The sequence below is a fragment of the Saccharopolyspora sp. 6V genome (genome assembly GCF_020176785.1).
Lineage (GTDB): Bacteria > Actinomycetota > Actinomycetes > Mycobacteriales > Pseudonocardiaceae > Saccharopolyspora_C > Saccharopolyspora_C gregorii.
Map to the genome: position 1 here is coordinate 1 of NZ_JAIUKB010000001.1, position 13,649 is coordinate 13,649.

The 13,649-nt window shown below is 72.0% G+C and carries 10 protein-coding genes; 3 read left to right on the forward strand and 7 right to left on the reverse strand.

What is annotated here, in order from left to right; genetic code table 11:
- Positions 1 to 273 precede the first annotated feature (273 nt).
- On the reverse strand, positions 274 to 3,039 hold the full coding sequence (locus LCD35_RS00005; protein WP_224965791.1) for an EAL domain-containing protein: 2,766 nt from the start codon (positions 3,037 to 3,039) through the stop codon (positions 274 to 276).
- Positions 3,040 to 3,588: 549 nt separating this feature from the next.
- Between LCD35_RS00005 and LCD35_RS00010 the strand changes: the two genes are divergently transcribed.
- Positions 3,589 to 4,755 (forward strand): beta-ketoacyl synthase N-terminal-like domain-containing protein, encoded by a 1,167-nt coding sequence (locus LCD35_RS00010; protein ID WP_224957548.1) that lies wholly within the window; start codon positions 3,589 to 3,591, stop codon positions 4,753 to 4,755.
- A gap of 91 nt (positions 4,756 to 4,846) precedes the next feature.
- Here LCD35_RS00010 and LCD35_RS00015 read toward each other — a convergent pair whose 3' ends face one another.
- Both LCD35_RS00015 and LCD35_RS00020 read right to left on the reverse strand, forming a co-directional pair.
- A complete protein-coding gene (locus LCD35_RS00015) occupies positions 4,847 to 5,830 on the reverse strand; it encodes an adenosine deaminase (RefSeq protein ID WP_225043527.1) in 984 nt (327 codons plus the stop codon).
- A gap of 63 nt (positions 5,831 to 5,893) precedes the next feature.
- The gene (locus tag LCD35_RS00020) at positions 5,894 to 6,376 is read right to left on the reverse strand and encodes a MarR family winged helix-turn-helix transcriptional regulator (RefSeq protein WP_224957552.1); all 483 of its coding nucleotides are present in this window, start codon (positions 6,374 to 6,376) and stop codon (positions 5,894 to 5,896) included.
- 115 nt (positions 6,377 to 6,491) lie between these two features.
- Here LCD35_RS00020 and LCD35_RS00025 point away from each other — a divergent pair, with 115 nt between their 5' ends.
- Together LCD35_RS00025 and dapA are read left to right on the forward strand one after the other, a co-directional pair.
- Positions 6,492 to 6,920, forward strand: a complete 429-nt coding sequence (locus LCD35_RS00025; protein WP_224957553.1) for a DUF5313 family protein — start codon at positions 6,492 to 6,494, stop codon at positions 6,918 to 6,920.
- A 328-nt stretch (positions 6,921 to 7,248) separates the two neighbouring features.
- Positions 7,249 to 8,103, forward strand: coding sequence for a 4-hydroxy-tetrahydrodipicolinate synthase (dapA, locus tag LCD35_RS00030; protein ID WP_224957554.1), 855 nt, complete (start codon positions 7,249 to 7,251; stop codon positions 8,101 to 8,103).
- Positions 8,104 to 8,361: 258 nt separating this feature from the next.
- On the opposite strand, the gene LCD35_RS00035 is transcribed toward dapA, so the two are convergent.
- The 4 genes from LCD35_RS00035 to LCD35_RS00050 all read right to left on the reverse strand — a co-directional run bounded on the left by LCD35_RS00035 (position 8,362) and on the right by LCD35_RS00050 (position 13,525).
- Positions 8,362 to 10,167 (reverse strand): choline/carnitine O-acyltransferase, encoded by a 1,806-nt coding sequence (locus LCD35_RS00035; protein ID WP_225043528.1) that lies wholly within the window; start codon positions 10,165 to 10,167, stop codon positions 8,362 to 8,364.
- Positions 10,168 to 10,213: 46 nt separating this feature from the next.
- Positions 10,214 to 11,020 (reverse strand): class I SAM-dependent methyltransferase, encoded by an 807-nt coding sequence (locus tag LCD35_RS00040; protein ID WP_224965792.1) that lies wholly within the window; start codon positions 11,018 to 11,020, stop codon positions 10,214 to 10,216.
- Between the two features lie 25 nt (positions 11,021 to 11,045).
- Positions 11,046 to 11,915 (reverse strand): arpA protein, encoded by an 870-nt coding sequence (locus tag LCD35_RS00045; protein ID WP_224957557.1) that lies wholly within the window; start codon positions 11,913 to 11,915, stop codon positions 11,046 to 11,048.
- 287 nt (positions 11,916 to 12,202) lie between these two features.
- A complete protein-coding gene (locus LCD35_RS00050; RefSeq protein ID WP_225043529.1) occupies positions 12,203 to 13,525 on the reverse strand; it encodes an ABC transporter permease in 1,323 nt (440 codons plus the stop codon).
- Positions 13,526 to 13,649 lie beyond the last annotated feature (124 nt).

Sequence of the window (13,649 nt, forward strand, 5' to 3'; positions counted from 1 at the left end):
CGGCCGTGAGGTCATCGCCGGTGTTCGTGGCGGTGATCGTCATCGAGCCGTCGGCGACCTCGACGGACAGCCGGGCGCCCCCCCCCCCCCCCCCCCCCCCCCCCCCCCCCCCCCCCCCCCCCCGCGCCGAGGTTTCGCATCTACCTGATCGCAACCCTTGGCGCGGCCGCGAACACCGCCCCTCCGCGCCTCGCGGGATCGGGCTCGCGCGGCGGATCTCGTCGTTCCCCCGTCAGCGGCGAACCCGCGGCGGGAGCCGGGCAACGGCGCCCGTCAGGGCGCGGCGATGCCGCGGAGGGAGGCGAAGTCGGCCAGCGGGGCCGGTTTGCCGAAGTAGAAGCCCTGGCCGTGGTCGCAGCCGATGCGCCGCAGGATGTCCAGCTGCTCCGCGGTCTCCACGCCCTCGGCGACCACGGTGAGCCCCACCGCGTGCGCCATCGCCACGATGCTGGTGACGATCGCCTGCACGTCGTCGGAATCGCTGAGCTCGGCCACGAACGACCGGTCGATCTTGAGCGTGTCCAGCGGCAGCCGCCGCAGCTGCGCCAGCGAGGAGTAGCCGGTGCCGAAGTCGTCGATCGCCAGGAACACGCCCAGCTTCCGCATCCCGCGCAGCATCCGCACCGCCGAGGTCGCGTCCAGCATCAGCGCGTTCTCGGTGACCTCCAGGCACAGCGAGCCCGCGGGCAGCCCGGCGTCGCCGAGCGCGGCCCGCACCGTGTCGTGCAGCCGCGGGTCGCCGAGCTGGCGGGGGGAGAGGTTCGCGTTGATCTGCAGTTCCGCGCCGTGCTCCCGCCGCAGCTCGGCGAACTCGCGGGTCGCGGTGCGGAGCATGAACCCGCCGACCTCGTTGATCAGGTCGCTCTCCTCGGCGAGCGGGATGAACTCGGCGGGGGAGACGGCACCGTGCTCCGGGTGGGTCCAGCGCAGCAGAGCTTCGGCGCCGACGATGCGCTCGGACGCCAGCTCCACCACCGGCTGGTAGGCCACCCACAGCTGGCCGCGCGGCACGGCGTGGCGCAGCTCCTGCTCCAGCAGCATGTGCCGCTGCACGCGTTCCCGGAGCTCCACGTCGAAGAACGCGTACCGGCCGCGGCCCTGCGCTTTCGCCCGGTACATCGCCACGTCCGCGTCGCGCAGCAGGTCCTGGGCGGAGCGGGTGTCGCCGGGCCGGGACACGACGATGCCGACGCTGGCGTCCACGTGCAGCCGGATGCCGTCCACGTGTGTCGGTTCGGTGAGGGTGCGCAGCAGTTCGTCCGCGCGGGCGCGCAGGTCGTCGTGGTCCGGCGAGTCCTGGGTGGCGACCACGAACTCGTCGCCGCCGAGCCTGCCGACGAGCTCCCGGTCGCTGGTGGCGCGCACCAGCCGCTGCCCGATGTTGCGCAGCACCTCGTCGCCGACGCCGTGCCCCAGCGAATCGTTGACGATCTTGAAGTTGTCCAGGTCGACGAACAGCACCGCCAGCGGCTCGGTGCGGTCCGGCGAGTTCACCGCCGAGTCCAGGTGGCGCAGCACCAGCGTGCGGTTGGCGAGCCCGGTCAGCGGGTCGTGGGTGGCCTCGTGCTCCAGCCGTTCGCGGGCGGCGAGGCTCTCGGTGATGTCGCTGAACGACACCAGCACCCGGTGCGGCGGCCGATCGTCGGGGTTCAGCGCGCGGGAGGACATCGCGAGCCACACGCTCTCGCCGTCGTCCCGCTGCACCCGCATCACCTGCGAGTTCACCGGTTTCCCCGTGCGCAGCGTGACTGTGGACGGCCGGGTGTCGCCGCTGGCGCGGTCGCCGTTCTCGTCGAACATCGGCCACCACTCGGAGTCCATGCCGACCAGTTCGCTCGGCCGGGCGCCGAGGATGCGCTGCGCCGCCGGGTTGGCCGATTCGATGATCCCGGTGGGGGCGACCACCAGCACGCCTTCGTCGAGCGCGTCGATGACGGTGGCGAAGGTCCGCTCGGCGCGGCGGCGGGCCGTCTCGTCGGCGCACACCAGCACGTAGCCGTCGTCCATCTCGGAGACGGTGACCCGCACGATGAGCGCGTTGCCGTCGCCGCGCCGGTGCAGCGCCTCGGTGACCCCGCCGGCGGCGAGCAGTTCCGCCGGGCTCAGCCGGGCGCCGACCAGTTCGTCCACCGGGCGGCCCATGGCCTGGTCCGCCGAGATCCCGTAGACCGCTTCGGCGGCCGGGTTCCAGCTGGTGACCAGCGAGTCCCGGTCGGTGGCGATGATGGCGTTGCTGACGTGCTGCACCAGCGCCGCCTGGTAGCGCAGGCTCGTCTCGGCGGCCTTCTTGTCGGTGATGTCGCGCAGGATGACCTGCAGCGCGGGACGGCCTTCCCAGGTGGTGAGCACCGAGACGACCTCGACGGGGGCGCGGCTGCCGTCGAACCGGTGCAGCGCGGCCTCGGCCGGTTTGGTCCGCGCGCCGGGGAACGTCAAGGTCCGCAGCCGCGCCCGCATCATCGGCACCGAGTCGGCTTCCACGAAATCGGTGATGGCGCGACCGACCACCCGGTCGGTGCTGTCGGTGCCGAGGATGCCCAGCGTCGCCGAGTTCGCGTAGCGGACCACGCCGTCCTGGTGCACGCAGATCGCGTCCGGGCTCAGCTCGACCAGCAGCCGGTACCGGTCGGCGAGGTCGGTGAGGGTCTGCCGGTCCTGGTGCACGCGCGTGACGTCGGCCGCGACGCCGATGAGCCGTTCGGCCTCGCCCTCCTCGCGGTGGCGCCGCGCGTGGAAGTGCACGAAGCGGGTGCCGCCGTCCGAGGCGGGCAGGCGCTGTTCGAGGTCCAGGTCGTGCCATTCGGCGGCGGTGCGGGCGGACAGCGCGATCGGTTCGAGGAGTTCGCGCAGCCGGGCGCGCAGCGAGTCCTCGTCGGCCCCGGGCAGGCCCAGCAGCGCGTCCATGCCGGAGGTCCAGACGAGACCGTCGTCGTCGAGGCGCAGCGACCAGCGGACCGCGCCGCTGGCGGCCAGCGCGAGGTCGAGGAACTCGCGGTCCAGCTCGGAGTTCTTCGAGTGCGAGACCACCGGGTCAACCATCGATCATCCAGGAGACAGATCTTGTGCACGTACTGCGCAACCGCTCCACCGCCGTCCACGCCATGTCGTTCCGCTCTCGAACAGCGAAGCGCCCTCCCCTTCTCCCCGCGAGGCGTAGGCCCCCGACCGGATGCTCGTAGTTTCCCATGTGCGCTGCTCGTGAACCGTCCTGAGTGGCGGGTGCGTCCGAGGAGCCCGCTGATCATAAGCCCGCGCCGGATCGGCGGCGAACACGGCAGGTGATCCGCCGCGGGTTGTCAGTAGTGATCTGTTGGCCCGTTCGCGTGGTCATTCGAGTTCAAAAACACTAATGGTTTTCGAGGACCGCCTTCTCGTTTCACTCTAAAGAGGATCGAGCTGGTAGGTGCGGTGCACCAAGTGACTGCGCGTAGCTCGATCTCCGACTCGGTGATCCGCCTCTCCCGCCGGTACCGCGAGATTCACGACACCGGTCCCGGCGGGCGATTCGCGGCGGCTCCGAACGCGCTTCGCCGCGACTCGTGCGGCGAACGCGGAATCGATTGATCGGAAAGCGAGAAGGAGAAGCAGATGAACCCGCAGCGCTCTGCAATCGAAATCGGCGGCATCGGCGCGGTGACCGGCTACGGCTGGGGTCGCGCCGAGCTCTGGGACGGCCTGGCCGCCTCGAAGCTCGCCGCCACCCTCGTCGACGGGTACGGGCCCGACCAGGACCGCACCGCCTGGGTCGCGCGCGTGCCCGACGGCGGCGACCCCGCGGACGGGCCGAGCCGCTTCGCCAGGGCGATGCGCTCGGCGGCCCGCGAAGCGATCGCGGACGCCGGCGAACGCGGCTGGAAACCCGGCCGCCGGGTCGGCCTGCTGCACGCCGTGGTGCTCGGTGAAGTGGATCTGTGGCGGGAGTTCTACCAGTCCCGCGGCGGCCAGGTCTCGGTTCGCGAATACCTGGCGCTGATGCCCTCCACCCCGATGTCGACGTTCATGAAGGAATTCGGATTCCACGGACCCGCCATGAACGTTTCCGCCATGTGCGCGTCGGGGAACGCCGGGATGCTCACCGCCAAGGCGTGGCTGGACGCCGGGATCGTCGACGACGTGGTCTTCGTGGCCACCGACCTGTCGGCGAGCCCGGAGAACGTGCTGCACTTCGAACGGCTCGGCGTCGTGGTCACCGATACCGATCCGTTCGACGCCTGCCGCCCGTTCCAGGAAGGCAGCCGCGGATTCGTCATGGGCGAGGCCTCGGTCGGCATGGTGCTGTCCCGCGGCCTTCCCGACGCCTACGCGCGGGTGCTCGGCGGCGCCATGTCGCACGACGCGCACCACGTCACCTCGATCGAGCCGAACCTGGCGGAGGTGACCCGCTGCGTGCGGGACGCGCTGGACAACGCCGGGGTGGCGGGCGGCGACATCCGCTACCTCAACGCGCACGGCCCCGGCACCGCGCAATGCGACCGCGCCGAAGCGCGGTTCTGCGCGGAACTGCTGGGCGCGGACACCGAGATCTTCTCGGTGAAGCCGCTCGCCGGGCACTGCCAGGGAGCGGCGTCGGCGGTCGAGGTGGCGGCCACCGCGCTGGGCCACCGGCACGGCCTCGTCCCGGCCGCGCCGCGGCACGCGGCGGGCGATCCGCGGCTGCTGGACGGTCCGACGCCGTTCGACGGCGGGCTCACCCTGAAGTCCTCCATCGGCATGGGCGGGCACAACTCGGCCGTCGTGCTCGCCCCGCCGCGGTGAGCGCGCCCCGGAGGTCGCCCGAGCCCGGCTCGGGGTGATCGGAGCGCGGCGGTGCCCGGACCTCCTCCGGGAGGCCGGCCCCCGTCCCGGGTCAGGGCGTCCAGGCCGCCACTTCGGCGAGGAACTCGTCCCGGCGCCGCTCGTCGAGGAACGCCGCGCGGAACGAGTTCGCCGCCAGCTCCCGCAGCTGCTCGGTGCTCAGCCCCAGCTCGCGGCGCACCGCGTCGAAGTTCTCGTCCACGTACCCGCCGAAGTAGGCCGGGTCGTCCGAGTTCACCGTCACCAGCAGCCCCCGCGCCAGCAGCTCGGGCAGCGTGTGCCCGCTGAGCTCCGCGAACGCGCCGAGCCGCACGTTGGACAGCGGGCACACCGTCAGCGGGATCCGCTCCCGGCGCAGCCGTTCCACCAGCTCCGGGTCCTCCAGCGCGCGGATGCCGTGGTCGACGCGCTGCACGCCCAGCAGGTCCAGCGCCTCCCGCACGTACTCCGGCGGCCCCTCCTCACCGGCGTGCGCGACCGCGCGCAGGCCCAGTTCGCGGGCCCGGGCGAACACCTCGGTGAACTTCGACGGCGGGTGCCCCACCTCGGCCGAGTCGAGGCCGACCCCGACGATGCGGTCCAGGAACGGTTCGGCCAGCCGCAGCGCCTCGGCCGCCGATTCGGCGGACTCGTCGCGCAGGAAGCAGAGGATCAGCGAGGCCGACACGTCGCTGCTGGTCAGCGCCGAGTGCAGCCCGCCGATCACGGTCTCCATCGGCACGCCGCGCTTGAGGTGCGCCTGCGGGTCGAAGAAGATCTCCGCGTGCCGCACGCCCTGCTCGGCGCAGCGGTCCAGGTAGGCGGCGGCCAGGTCGTGGAAGTCGGCCTCGGTCCGCAGCACGGCCATGTTCGCGTAGTAGATGTCCAGGAACGACTGCAGATCGCTGAACCGGTACTTCGCCCGCAGGTCGGCGACCGACTCGTGGGGGAGCTCGATGCCGTTGCGCCGCGCCAGGTCGAAGACCATCTCGGGTTCGAGGGTGCCTTCGATGTGCACGTGCAGTTCGGCCTTGGGCGGGGTGGGCGCGGCGTTCATCCCGCGAGACTAGCGAGGCGCCGGCGCCCGGGACGCCGCTCCGGTGCCCGGAGGAGACGGTGCTCACCGCGCGGGGGGCGCCGCCTTGGCGTGCTGGGCGGCGGCCATCACCTCGCGCAGGGCGGTGTTCAGCGATTCGAGGGTGCTCAGCGGCAGGCCGAGGCGGTCGACGATCTGCTGCGGGATCTTCTCGGCCTCGGCGCGGAGCTCGCGCCCGGCGGGGGTGAGGCCGACGGTGACCGAGCGCTCGTCGCCCGCGTTGCGGCTGCGCGTGAGGTAGCCGACCGCTTCGAGGCGCTTGAGCAGCGGGGACAACGTCGCCGGTTCGGCCTGCACGGTGTGGCTGAGGTCCTTGACGGAGCGCGGTTCGGCCTCCCACAGCGCGAGCATCACCAGGTACTGCGGGTGGGTGAGGTTGAGCGGTTCGAGCAGCGGCCGGTACAGCGCGATGACGCTGCGGGACGCGACCGACAGCGCGAAGCAGACCTGCCGGTCCAGCGCCAGCGGGTCGTCGCCGAGTTCCAGGTCCGGTTCGACGGGGCTCATCGCGTTCCTTCCGATCGGCCTGGGTGCACGTTAACATATAGCGGGCATATGATTAGCGTGTTAAACATCGGGTGGTCGTTCCAGGTGTGGACGGCCGAACGGGAGGCGGTTCGCGGTGACCGAGGCGAAGCGGGTGCGCCCCGACCCGGTGCGCTGGGTCTGGTACGCGTTCGGCGGCAAGCTGCCGTCGCGGCACGACGAGTGGGTGCTGCACGACGTCACCGCTCGCACCTGGCAGCTGCGCCACGCGGTGCGCAGCCTGGTGCAGATCTCCCCGGGGCTGCTGTTCCTGCTGGTCCCCGGCCCGATGTGGATCAAGGCGATGGCGATCCTGGGCGGCGCGATCCTCGCGGTCTGGTACGGCATGGCCTACGCCGAGTTCACCTGCGAGCACCGCGCGTTCAAGCAGGGCTATCCGCTCGGCACCGCGCGCCGGGTCCGCAAGGAGGCCGCCGAGTGGATGAGCGAGCAGCAGCGCGCCCGCTACGCGGCGCTCTACCGGACGCCCGAGCAGGACGGCTCCGGCGAGCAGGCCGGGAGCTGATCGCGCGGGAGCACTTCGGCCGGGTCCCGCGTGCGCGGGAGATCGCCCGGAAACCCGGGGCTCGGCGGGAGATCGTCCGGGAACTCCGGCGCCCCGGCGGAGGAACCGCCATCGCCCACACCCTCGTCGAACGCGCCGCCCCGGATGATTCATGCTGGTGACACCCGTCCCCGCGGCGAAGTGCCCGGAACGCGCCGCCCTGGGACGGTGGGTCGAGACCTGAACGCCGGAACCGGCGCCCCCGCGCAGCGATGCGGGCGGGCCGGGCGGTTCCGACGGTCCGGCGCCGGGATCGGCCGAACGACACGGACTTGAGGAAGGCAGCGCCATGACGACCACACTCGGAACCCTGCTCACCGCGATCGTCACCCCGTTCGACGACGAGCTGAAAGTGGACGAGGACGCGTTCGTCGCGCTGCTGCACCACGTGATCGACAGCGGTTCCGACGGAGTGGTGGTCTGCGGCACCACCGGCGAGGCGGCGACGCTCACCAACGAGGAGCACCTGCGGCTCGTCGAGATCGCCTGCGCCGAACGGCCCGAGGGCGTCACGATCCTCGGCTCGACCGGCTCCAACGACACCGCGCAGGCGTGCGCGATGACGGAGCGGGTGACGGAGCTCGGCGTGGACGGCGTGCTGTCGGTGACGCCGTACTACAACCGGCCGAACCGGCGCGGGCTGGTGCGGCACTACACCGAGATCGCGCAGGCCACCGACAAGCCGGTCGTGCTCTACAACGTCCCGTCCCGCACCGCGATCGACGTGCCGAACGACCTGCTCGCCGAGCTCGCCCAGATCGAGCGCGTCGACTACGTGAAGCAGGCCAACGACGACAACCTGGCGCTGATCGACGGGCTCGGCGTCTACTCGGGCAACAACGAGACCTTCGCGCGCGCCCTCGACATGGGCGGCGTCGGCGGCATCGTGGTGGCCAGCCACGTGGCCGGCCCGCAGATGCGGCGGATGATCGACGAGCCGGAGAACCGGGCCGAGCTGGACGCCGCGCTGAAGGACCTGTTCGCGGCGCTGTCGGTGACGACGAACCCGATCCCGGTGAAGGCGGCGCTGAACCTGCTCGGCCACCGCGTCGGCGGCCCGCGGCTGCCGCTGGTGGAGGCCGACGAGGCCGAGACCGCCGTCGTCCGCAACGCCCTCATCGCAGCCGGCTTCCTCGAATCCTGACCCGCCCCGAAGCGCCCCGGCCGACCCGCTCGCCCGGGGCGCTTCCACGTCCAGCCGTGTCGTCGTCCTTCGCTCGTCAGCGGCGAAGCCGCTGAGCGGCGACCCAGCACGCAGCGCGACCGCCCGCGGGTTCTCAGCTGCCTTCTCGCGAGGACAGCGTTTTCTCCTGTGGCGGAGCCACCGGTGAAAACGATCCCGCAGCGAGAAGACAGCTGAGGTTCCGCCACCTGCCCCGACTCGCAGTCGGATCCGGGGGCATCACTCGGTGATCAGTAGGTCTTCTAGTTCTTGTAGGGCGTTGCGGAGGTGGTCGGCGAACTTGTACATCTCCCCGGACACCGCCAGCGGCGTGCTCAGGTAGATGTTCAACCGGTCGGGCAGCAGCACGTAGGCCACCCCGATGCACTTGCCGCTGGTGGAGCCGAACCCGAAGTGCTGGATGTTCTTCGACGGCGCCGAACTGGTGCTCAGGTAGTCGTCGCGCATGATCGTCCAGCCGGGCGAGTCGTAGAGCGCGAGCGGTGCCGCGTCCGCCTCGCCACCGCGGCGCTGGATCAGCTGCAGCTCCCATAGGTGCTGTTCCGGCGCGTCCCCGGCCTGGCACTGCTTGGCGCGCGCCACGTGTGCTTCGGCCGCGGCCCGGAACGCCGCGGTCTTCGCGGCCGCGTCGGCGTCCGGATCGTCGACGGTGCGCACGAAGTCGACGACCTGCGGGGTGACGACCCGCATCGCCTCGGTGCGCCCGTGCCGCCATTGCCGGGTGGCGATGGATTCGTAGGTGGCGCCGATGCCCTTGGTGCGGTGGTGGGCGAGCTGGTACGCCAGCTGCACGAACGCGTCGGGGGACATGCCGAGCCGCTTGGCCCGTTCCGAGCCGAAGTCCTCGAAGGCGAGGACCTTGTTGGAGGTCTCGGCGGCGAAGGTGGCGAACGCGCCCGCCGCGTCGCGCACCTCGGCGCGCAGCGCGTCGTCGAGGACGAAGTCGAGGCGGGAGAAGTCGGGGACGCCGAGCGCGCGGGCGCCCGCGTTCGCCGCGTGCTGCTCCGGCGTCGAATCCAGCAGCCCGTCGACGAAGGCGAGGATGGTGGTGCCGTCCAGCTCGCAGTGCTCCACGTTGATCCCGGCCCGGCCGTCCTCGAACACCACCAGCGACACGGCCTTGTCGAACCAGCGGTTCCCGCTGTCGCCGTGCAGCAGCTGGTCGCAGGCCTCCTGCACGTCGGTGGGCGCGAAGTCCTCCAGGCACAGGCAGAACAGCGCCGACTCGATGGTCTCCAGCGCGTCGCCGTTGCCCAGTTCGAGCAGCCGCTGCCGGGTGTGCGCCCAGTCGGCACGGGCCTTCGTGGTCAGGTGCCCGACGGCGGTCTCGACCGGGGCGCGCTGGGAACCGGCGTCGCGGATGGCCTCCAGGCCGGTCGCGAGGTCGGCCAGGTCGTGCGGGGTGCCGTCGGCTGCGAGCACGTCGAGCCGGAACGCGTTGCCGCGGAAGAACACCACGACGTGCCGGGCGTCCGACGGGCCGGGGTGCTCGGCCGAGTACGGGGAGCGGACGGTGTCCTGCTGCTCCCCGGGGATGCGGATGGTGGAGAACAGGTACTTGTGCTGCTCCATGGAGGAGGCGGCGCCGCGCTGGACCACCGGCGGCAGTTCCTCGGCGTCCACCGCCCGCTTGTGCGCGACGGCGCCCGCGATGAGCCCGGCGGCGCGTTGCACCTGCGTCAGCTCGGAGTCCTGGAACAGGAAGAAGAAGTTGGCGTTGAGCGCGATCCGGTCCCGCCTGCCGAGGTAGCGCGACGGCCAGAACCGGTCGAGCCAGCTGTGCGTGCCCTCGGCGGCGTCGAAGCGCCGCAGCTCGGCGTGCAGTTCGCGGGCCGGGCTGTCGGGCCGCAGGTACTCGGCGACGGCCTGCTCGGTGCGGGCGGTCTGGTCGGCGTCGAGCAGCGGGGCGCACCACTCCAGGAAGCGGGCGCAGCTGCTCTCCAGGGTGGGCAGCGGCACACGCGGCAGCCGGTCCTCGTTGCCGAAGGTGCGGGTGGACCAGTCGTGGTCGTCGTTCACGGTCATCCTAGTGCGATCGGGCTTTCCGGTGTCCGGCTTGCTGGTGGTGCGGTCAGTCGTGCGGGCGGGACAGGTGGAGCTCGGCGTAGAGCCGCCCGTCGGCTTCGAGTCCGGTCGGGTCGACGCCGGCGGCGGTGAGCGTCGCCAGCATCTGCTGCTGCTCCTGCGGGGAGGCGAACCGGCGTTGCTCGAACACGTCCGCCACGCGGGTGGTGCGGTAGCCGAGCTCGGCGAGGGCGGCGGCGATCTCGTCGTACGGGAACATCCGCAGCACGAAGTGCGCCATCCACGGCTTGCGCGGCCCGGCGGCGTCGACGATGCGGCGCAGGGTGTGCTCGCCGACGTAGCCGAGGCAGCCGGTGGAGATCACCAGGTCGGCGCCGTGCAGCAGGTCCCGTTGCCGCGCATCGGGTTCCCGGGTCTCGAAGTCGGCGTGCACTGCCGCGTCGAGGTAACCGGCGGCGAGCCCGTAGTCCAGCGCCGGTCCGGCGGTGTCCAGCCCGATGAACCGGGCCTCGCACCGCTCGCCGCGGGCGCGCAGCCAGTCCCGGTCGCGGGCCAGCAGCCGCTCGTGGTCGAGCTCGTCGGCGTCGCCGGTGTAGCGGGCGTAGAACTCGTCGAGCGTCGCGTCCGCCCGGAGCAGCGCGGCGTTCACCCCGTACGAGCTGCCGACGCCCACGACGGTCGGCACCGGCACCCCGCGGGTGTGCCGGTACTCGTCGAGGAACTTGGCGAAGTACGGCTTGGCCAGTTGCGGGATCCGGTAGTCGAGGGGGTGCAGCGTGCGCGCGAAGTCCCGCGGATCGGGACGGGTGTAGATGTGGTCGAGCGTGATCTTCCCGGTCGAGTCGAACTGCACCGGCGTGCTCCTCTGCGGCTGGGGGTCAGTCGAGCAGCGCGTCGCCGCGCACGGCGTTGCCCGCGGCCGCCAGGTGCTCGGGCAGGACGCGGCCGAAGATCTGCTTCGTGCGGGAGACGCTGCCGATGACGCCGGGACGCTCGCTGTAGGCGAAGATCGCGGTGTGCCGGGCGCGGGTGCCGCCGACCTCGGTGACCCGGTGCAGCGAGAACCGGCCCTTGAACAGCTGCAGGTCGCCGGGCCGCAGCGCGAGCCCGCGCACCAGGTGCTCGCCGTCGCCGTCCAGCACGGCCCGCACGTCGTCGAAGTTCTCCTGCTCGGCGGAGCGGATGTCCTGGCAGTACTCGAAACCACCGCCGGATTCGGGTTCCTGCGTCAGCATGCTCACCGCGAACTCGTTGGTGTCGAAGTGCCACGGGTGCGACATGCCGGGGTTGACGACGTTGAGGGTGAGCCCGGCCAGCGGGTCGGCGAGCGGGTGGATCACCGGCAGGCCGACGCAGTCGGCGAGGAACCGCTGGAACCGCTCGTCGGTGTAGAGGCGGTGGATGATGGCGCCGGAGGGGATCTGGTCGCGGGCGACGAACGCGTTGCCGCGCCGCATGGTCTTGCGGCCCGGGTGCTCCGGCGGCAGTTCGGTGCGGACGTCGATGTTGTAGGCGTTGACGGTCTCGACGTCGTAGTGCGCGTCGGGGGCGATGGCGGCGCACTCGGTGCGGAGCTCGTCGCGGAGTTCCGGGCGGATGAAGTCGGTGAGCACGCTGCACCCGTGTTCGGCGAGGTCCCGCCGGGCCCGGCCGACGGCCTCGGCCCAGCCGGGTCCGCCCGGATCGGCGAGGGGGTAGCGGTCGGTGTCGACCATTCGCTCGACCAGCGGGGATTCGGATGCGCTCATGGGGTCCTCTCCGCACGTCGAGTTCACCGACCCGGTCGAGCGGGTCCGGTGCACGCGAGCCGCGCCGCTGCGGTGTACTCCGGATCCAACGAATCTGGCATGGTGCGGTTGCTGTCGGGTGCACCGCGGTGCGGGGAATCCGGAGCCTTTTTCCCGGGAAGATCAAATCAGCGGATTTGCTCCGGCGGAAGGTGGGCGCCGCCGCCGGATCGTGTGATCGGGATCTTCTTGTGCGCGGGGCCCGCGGAGAGGTAAGGGGCGGCCGAGCGGATCGGCCGCCCCGCTCGTCAGCGCCGTGCTCCGGAGGCGGTGGGGGTGAGCGCGAAGTCGTGCTCGCTGCGCCCGGCGGGCACCGACACCCGGCTCGCGGCGGGCGCCGCGCCCGGTGCGGCGGCGACCACGGTGACGAACCGGTCCGGCAGGTCGTGCACCTCGTACCAGCCCTCGACGTCGGCGTCGACCCGCGCCAGCTGGTTGCCCGCCGCGTCGGTCACCGTCACCACCGCGCCGCGCGCGGGGAGGTCCCCGGCCAGCCGGATCGTGCCGGCCAGCGTCCGGTGGTGGGCGGGGCGCGGCGGCTCGAACGTCGGATCCACGATCGCGTCCCCGTCGTCGCGGTGCTCGTAGGAGCCCGCCTCGGCCACGGCCTCCGGATCGTTCTCCCGCTTGCGCTTCGCGTGCCACTGGGTCGCCGCGGTGAGCCCGACCCCGATCGCGCACCAGACGGCGAGCCCGGTGATCCCCGGCCAGGAGCGGGCGCCGTCGAAGTACAGGACGCCGCGGATCGAATCGGCCGCCTGCCCCAGCGGCAGCAGCAGGTGGAAGAACTGGAAGAACGGTGGTACCAGCTCCTTCGGGATGGCCCCGCCGCTGGAGGGCATGCTCAGCAGCACGAACAGCGACATCGCCACCCCTGGGATGAACTGCTTGACCAGCGGCACCAGCCCGAACGTGGTCCAGCCGACCGCCTGGGTGAGCATGAACCCGAGCAGCAGCACGATCGGGTGCGGCGGGATCACGTTCAGGATCCGCCCGGCCGAGTAGCAGACCACGGCCGCGAACGCGCCGACGCCGACCAGGCACAGCAGCTTCTGCCGGGTGGTCAGCTCCGCGCGCAGCAGCACCATCACCGTCACGTACGGCGGGATGTTCATCGCCAGCAGCAGGTAGAACAGCCCGGTGCCCATCACGTCGCCCGCGGCGGTGGGCACCAGGTCGACGGGCGTCAGCGCGTGCCCGGTGGCGGCGGCGACGGGCGCGAACATCTGCTGCAGGAACTGGACGAGCGCGGCGCCGTTGGCCTTGGCGTAGAACAGCTGCCCGCTGGCCGGGTCGTAGGCGGCGACGGCCTCGCGGTCGGTGATGGCCTCCTTCGCGGCGGCGGCGTCCGGGACGGCGGTGACGTCCACGCCGCCGGGCAGCGCCGCGGCGAACTTCGCGTCGAGCTGCTGCGCGAGCTGTTCGCCGACGGCGACCACCGGCACGTGGTGCGGGGCAGGCGCGTGGAACGGCAGCAGGTAGCACAGCACGAAGCCGAGGATGAAGAACAGCGGGAACCACAGCGACGAGGCCAGGGTGCGCACCAGCGATGTCGGCTGCTGCTCGGGCACGACTTGCTCCTTGTCTCGGTGACGGTCGTGTGCAGGCGGGGGCGGGTGAGCTCGTGCGCCTGGGGCCGGTGGCGGATCGGGATCGGTGAGCCGCCGCCGGGAACGCCCGGTCCTCGGCCTGCTG

What these genes read in the sequence shown, in the direction of transcription:
- dapA (WP_224957554.1), top strand. Translation starts at nt 7,249, where the DNA reads ATGACGACCACACTCGGAACCCTGCTCACCGCGATCGTCACCCCGTTC.
- LCD35_RS00020 (WP_224957552.1), bottom strand. Translation starts at nt 6,376, where the DNA reads ATGAGCCCCGTCGAACCGGACCTGGAACTCGGCGACGACCCGCTGGCG.
- LCD35_RS00045 (WP_224957557.1), bottom strand. Translation starts at nt 11,915, where the DNA reads ATGAGCGCATCCGAATCCCCGCTGGTCGAGCGAATGGTCGACACCGAC.
- LCD35_RS00015 (WP_225043527.1), bottom strand. Translation starts at nt 5,830, where the DNA reads ATGAACGCCGCGCCCACCCCGCCCAAGGCCGAACTGCACGTGCACATC.
- LCD35_RS00010 (WP_224957548.1), top strand. Translation starts at nt 3,589, where the DNA reads ATGAACCCGCAGCGCTCTGCAATCGAAATCGGCGGCATCGGCGCGGTG.
- LCD35_RS00035 (WP_225043528.1), bottom strand. Translation starts at nt 10,167, where the DNA reads ATGACCGTGAACGACGACCACGACTGGTCCACCCGCACCTTCGGCAAC.
- LCD35_RS00005 (WP_224965791.1), bottom strand. Translation starts at nt 3,039, where the DNA reads ATGGTTGACCCGGTGGTCTCGCACTCGAAGAACTCCGAGCTGGACCGC.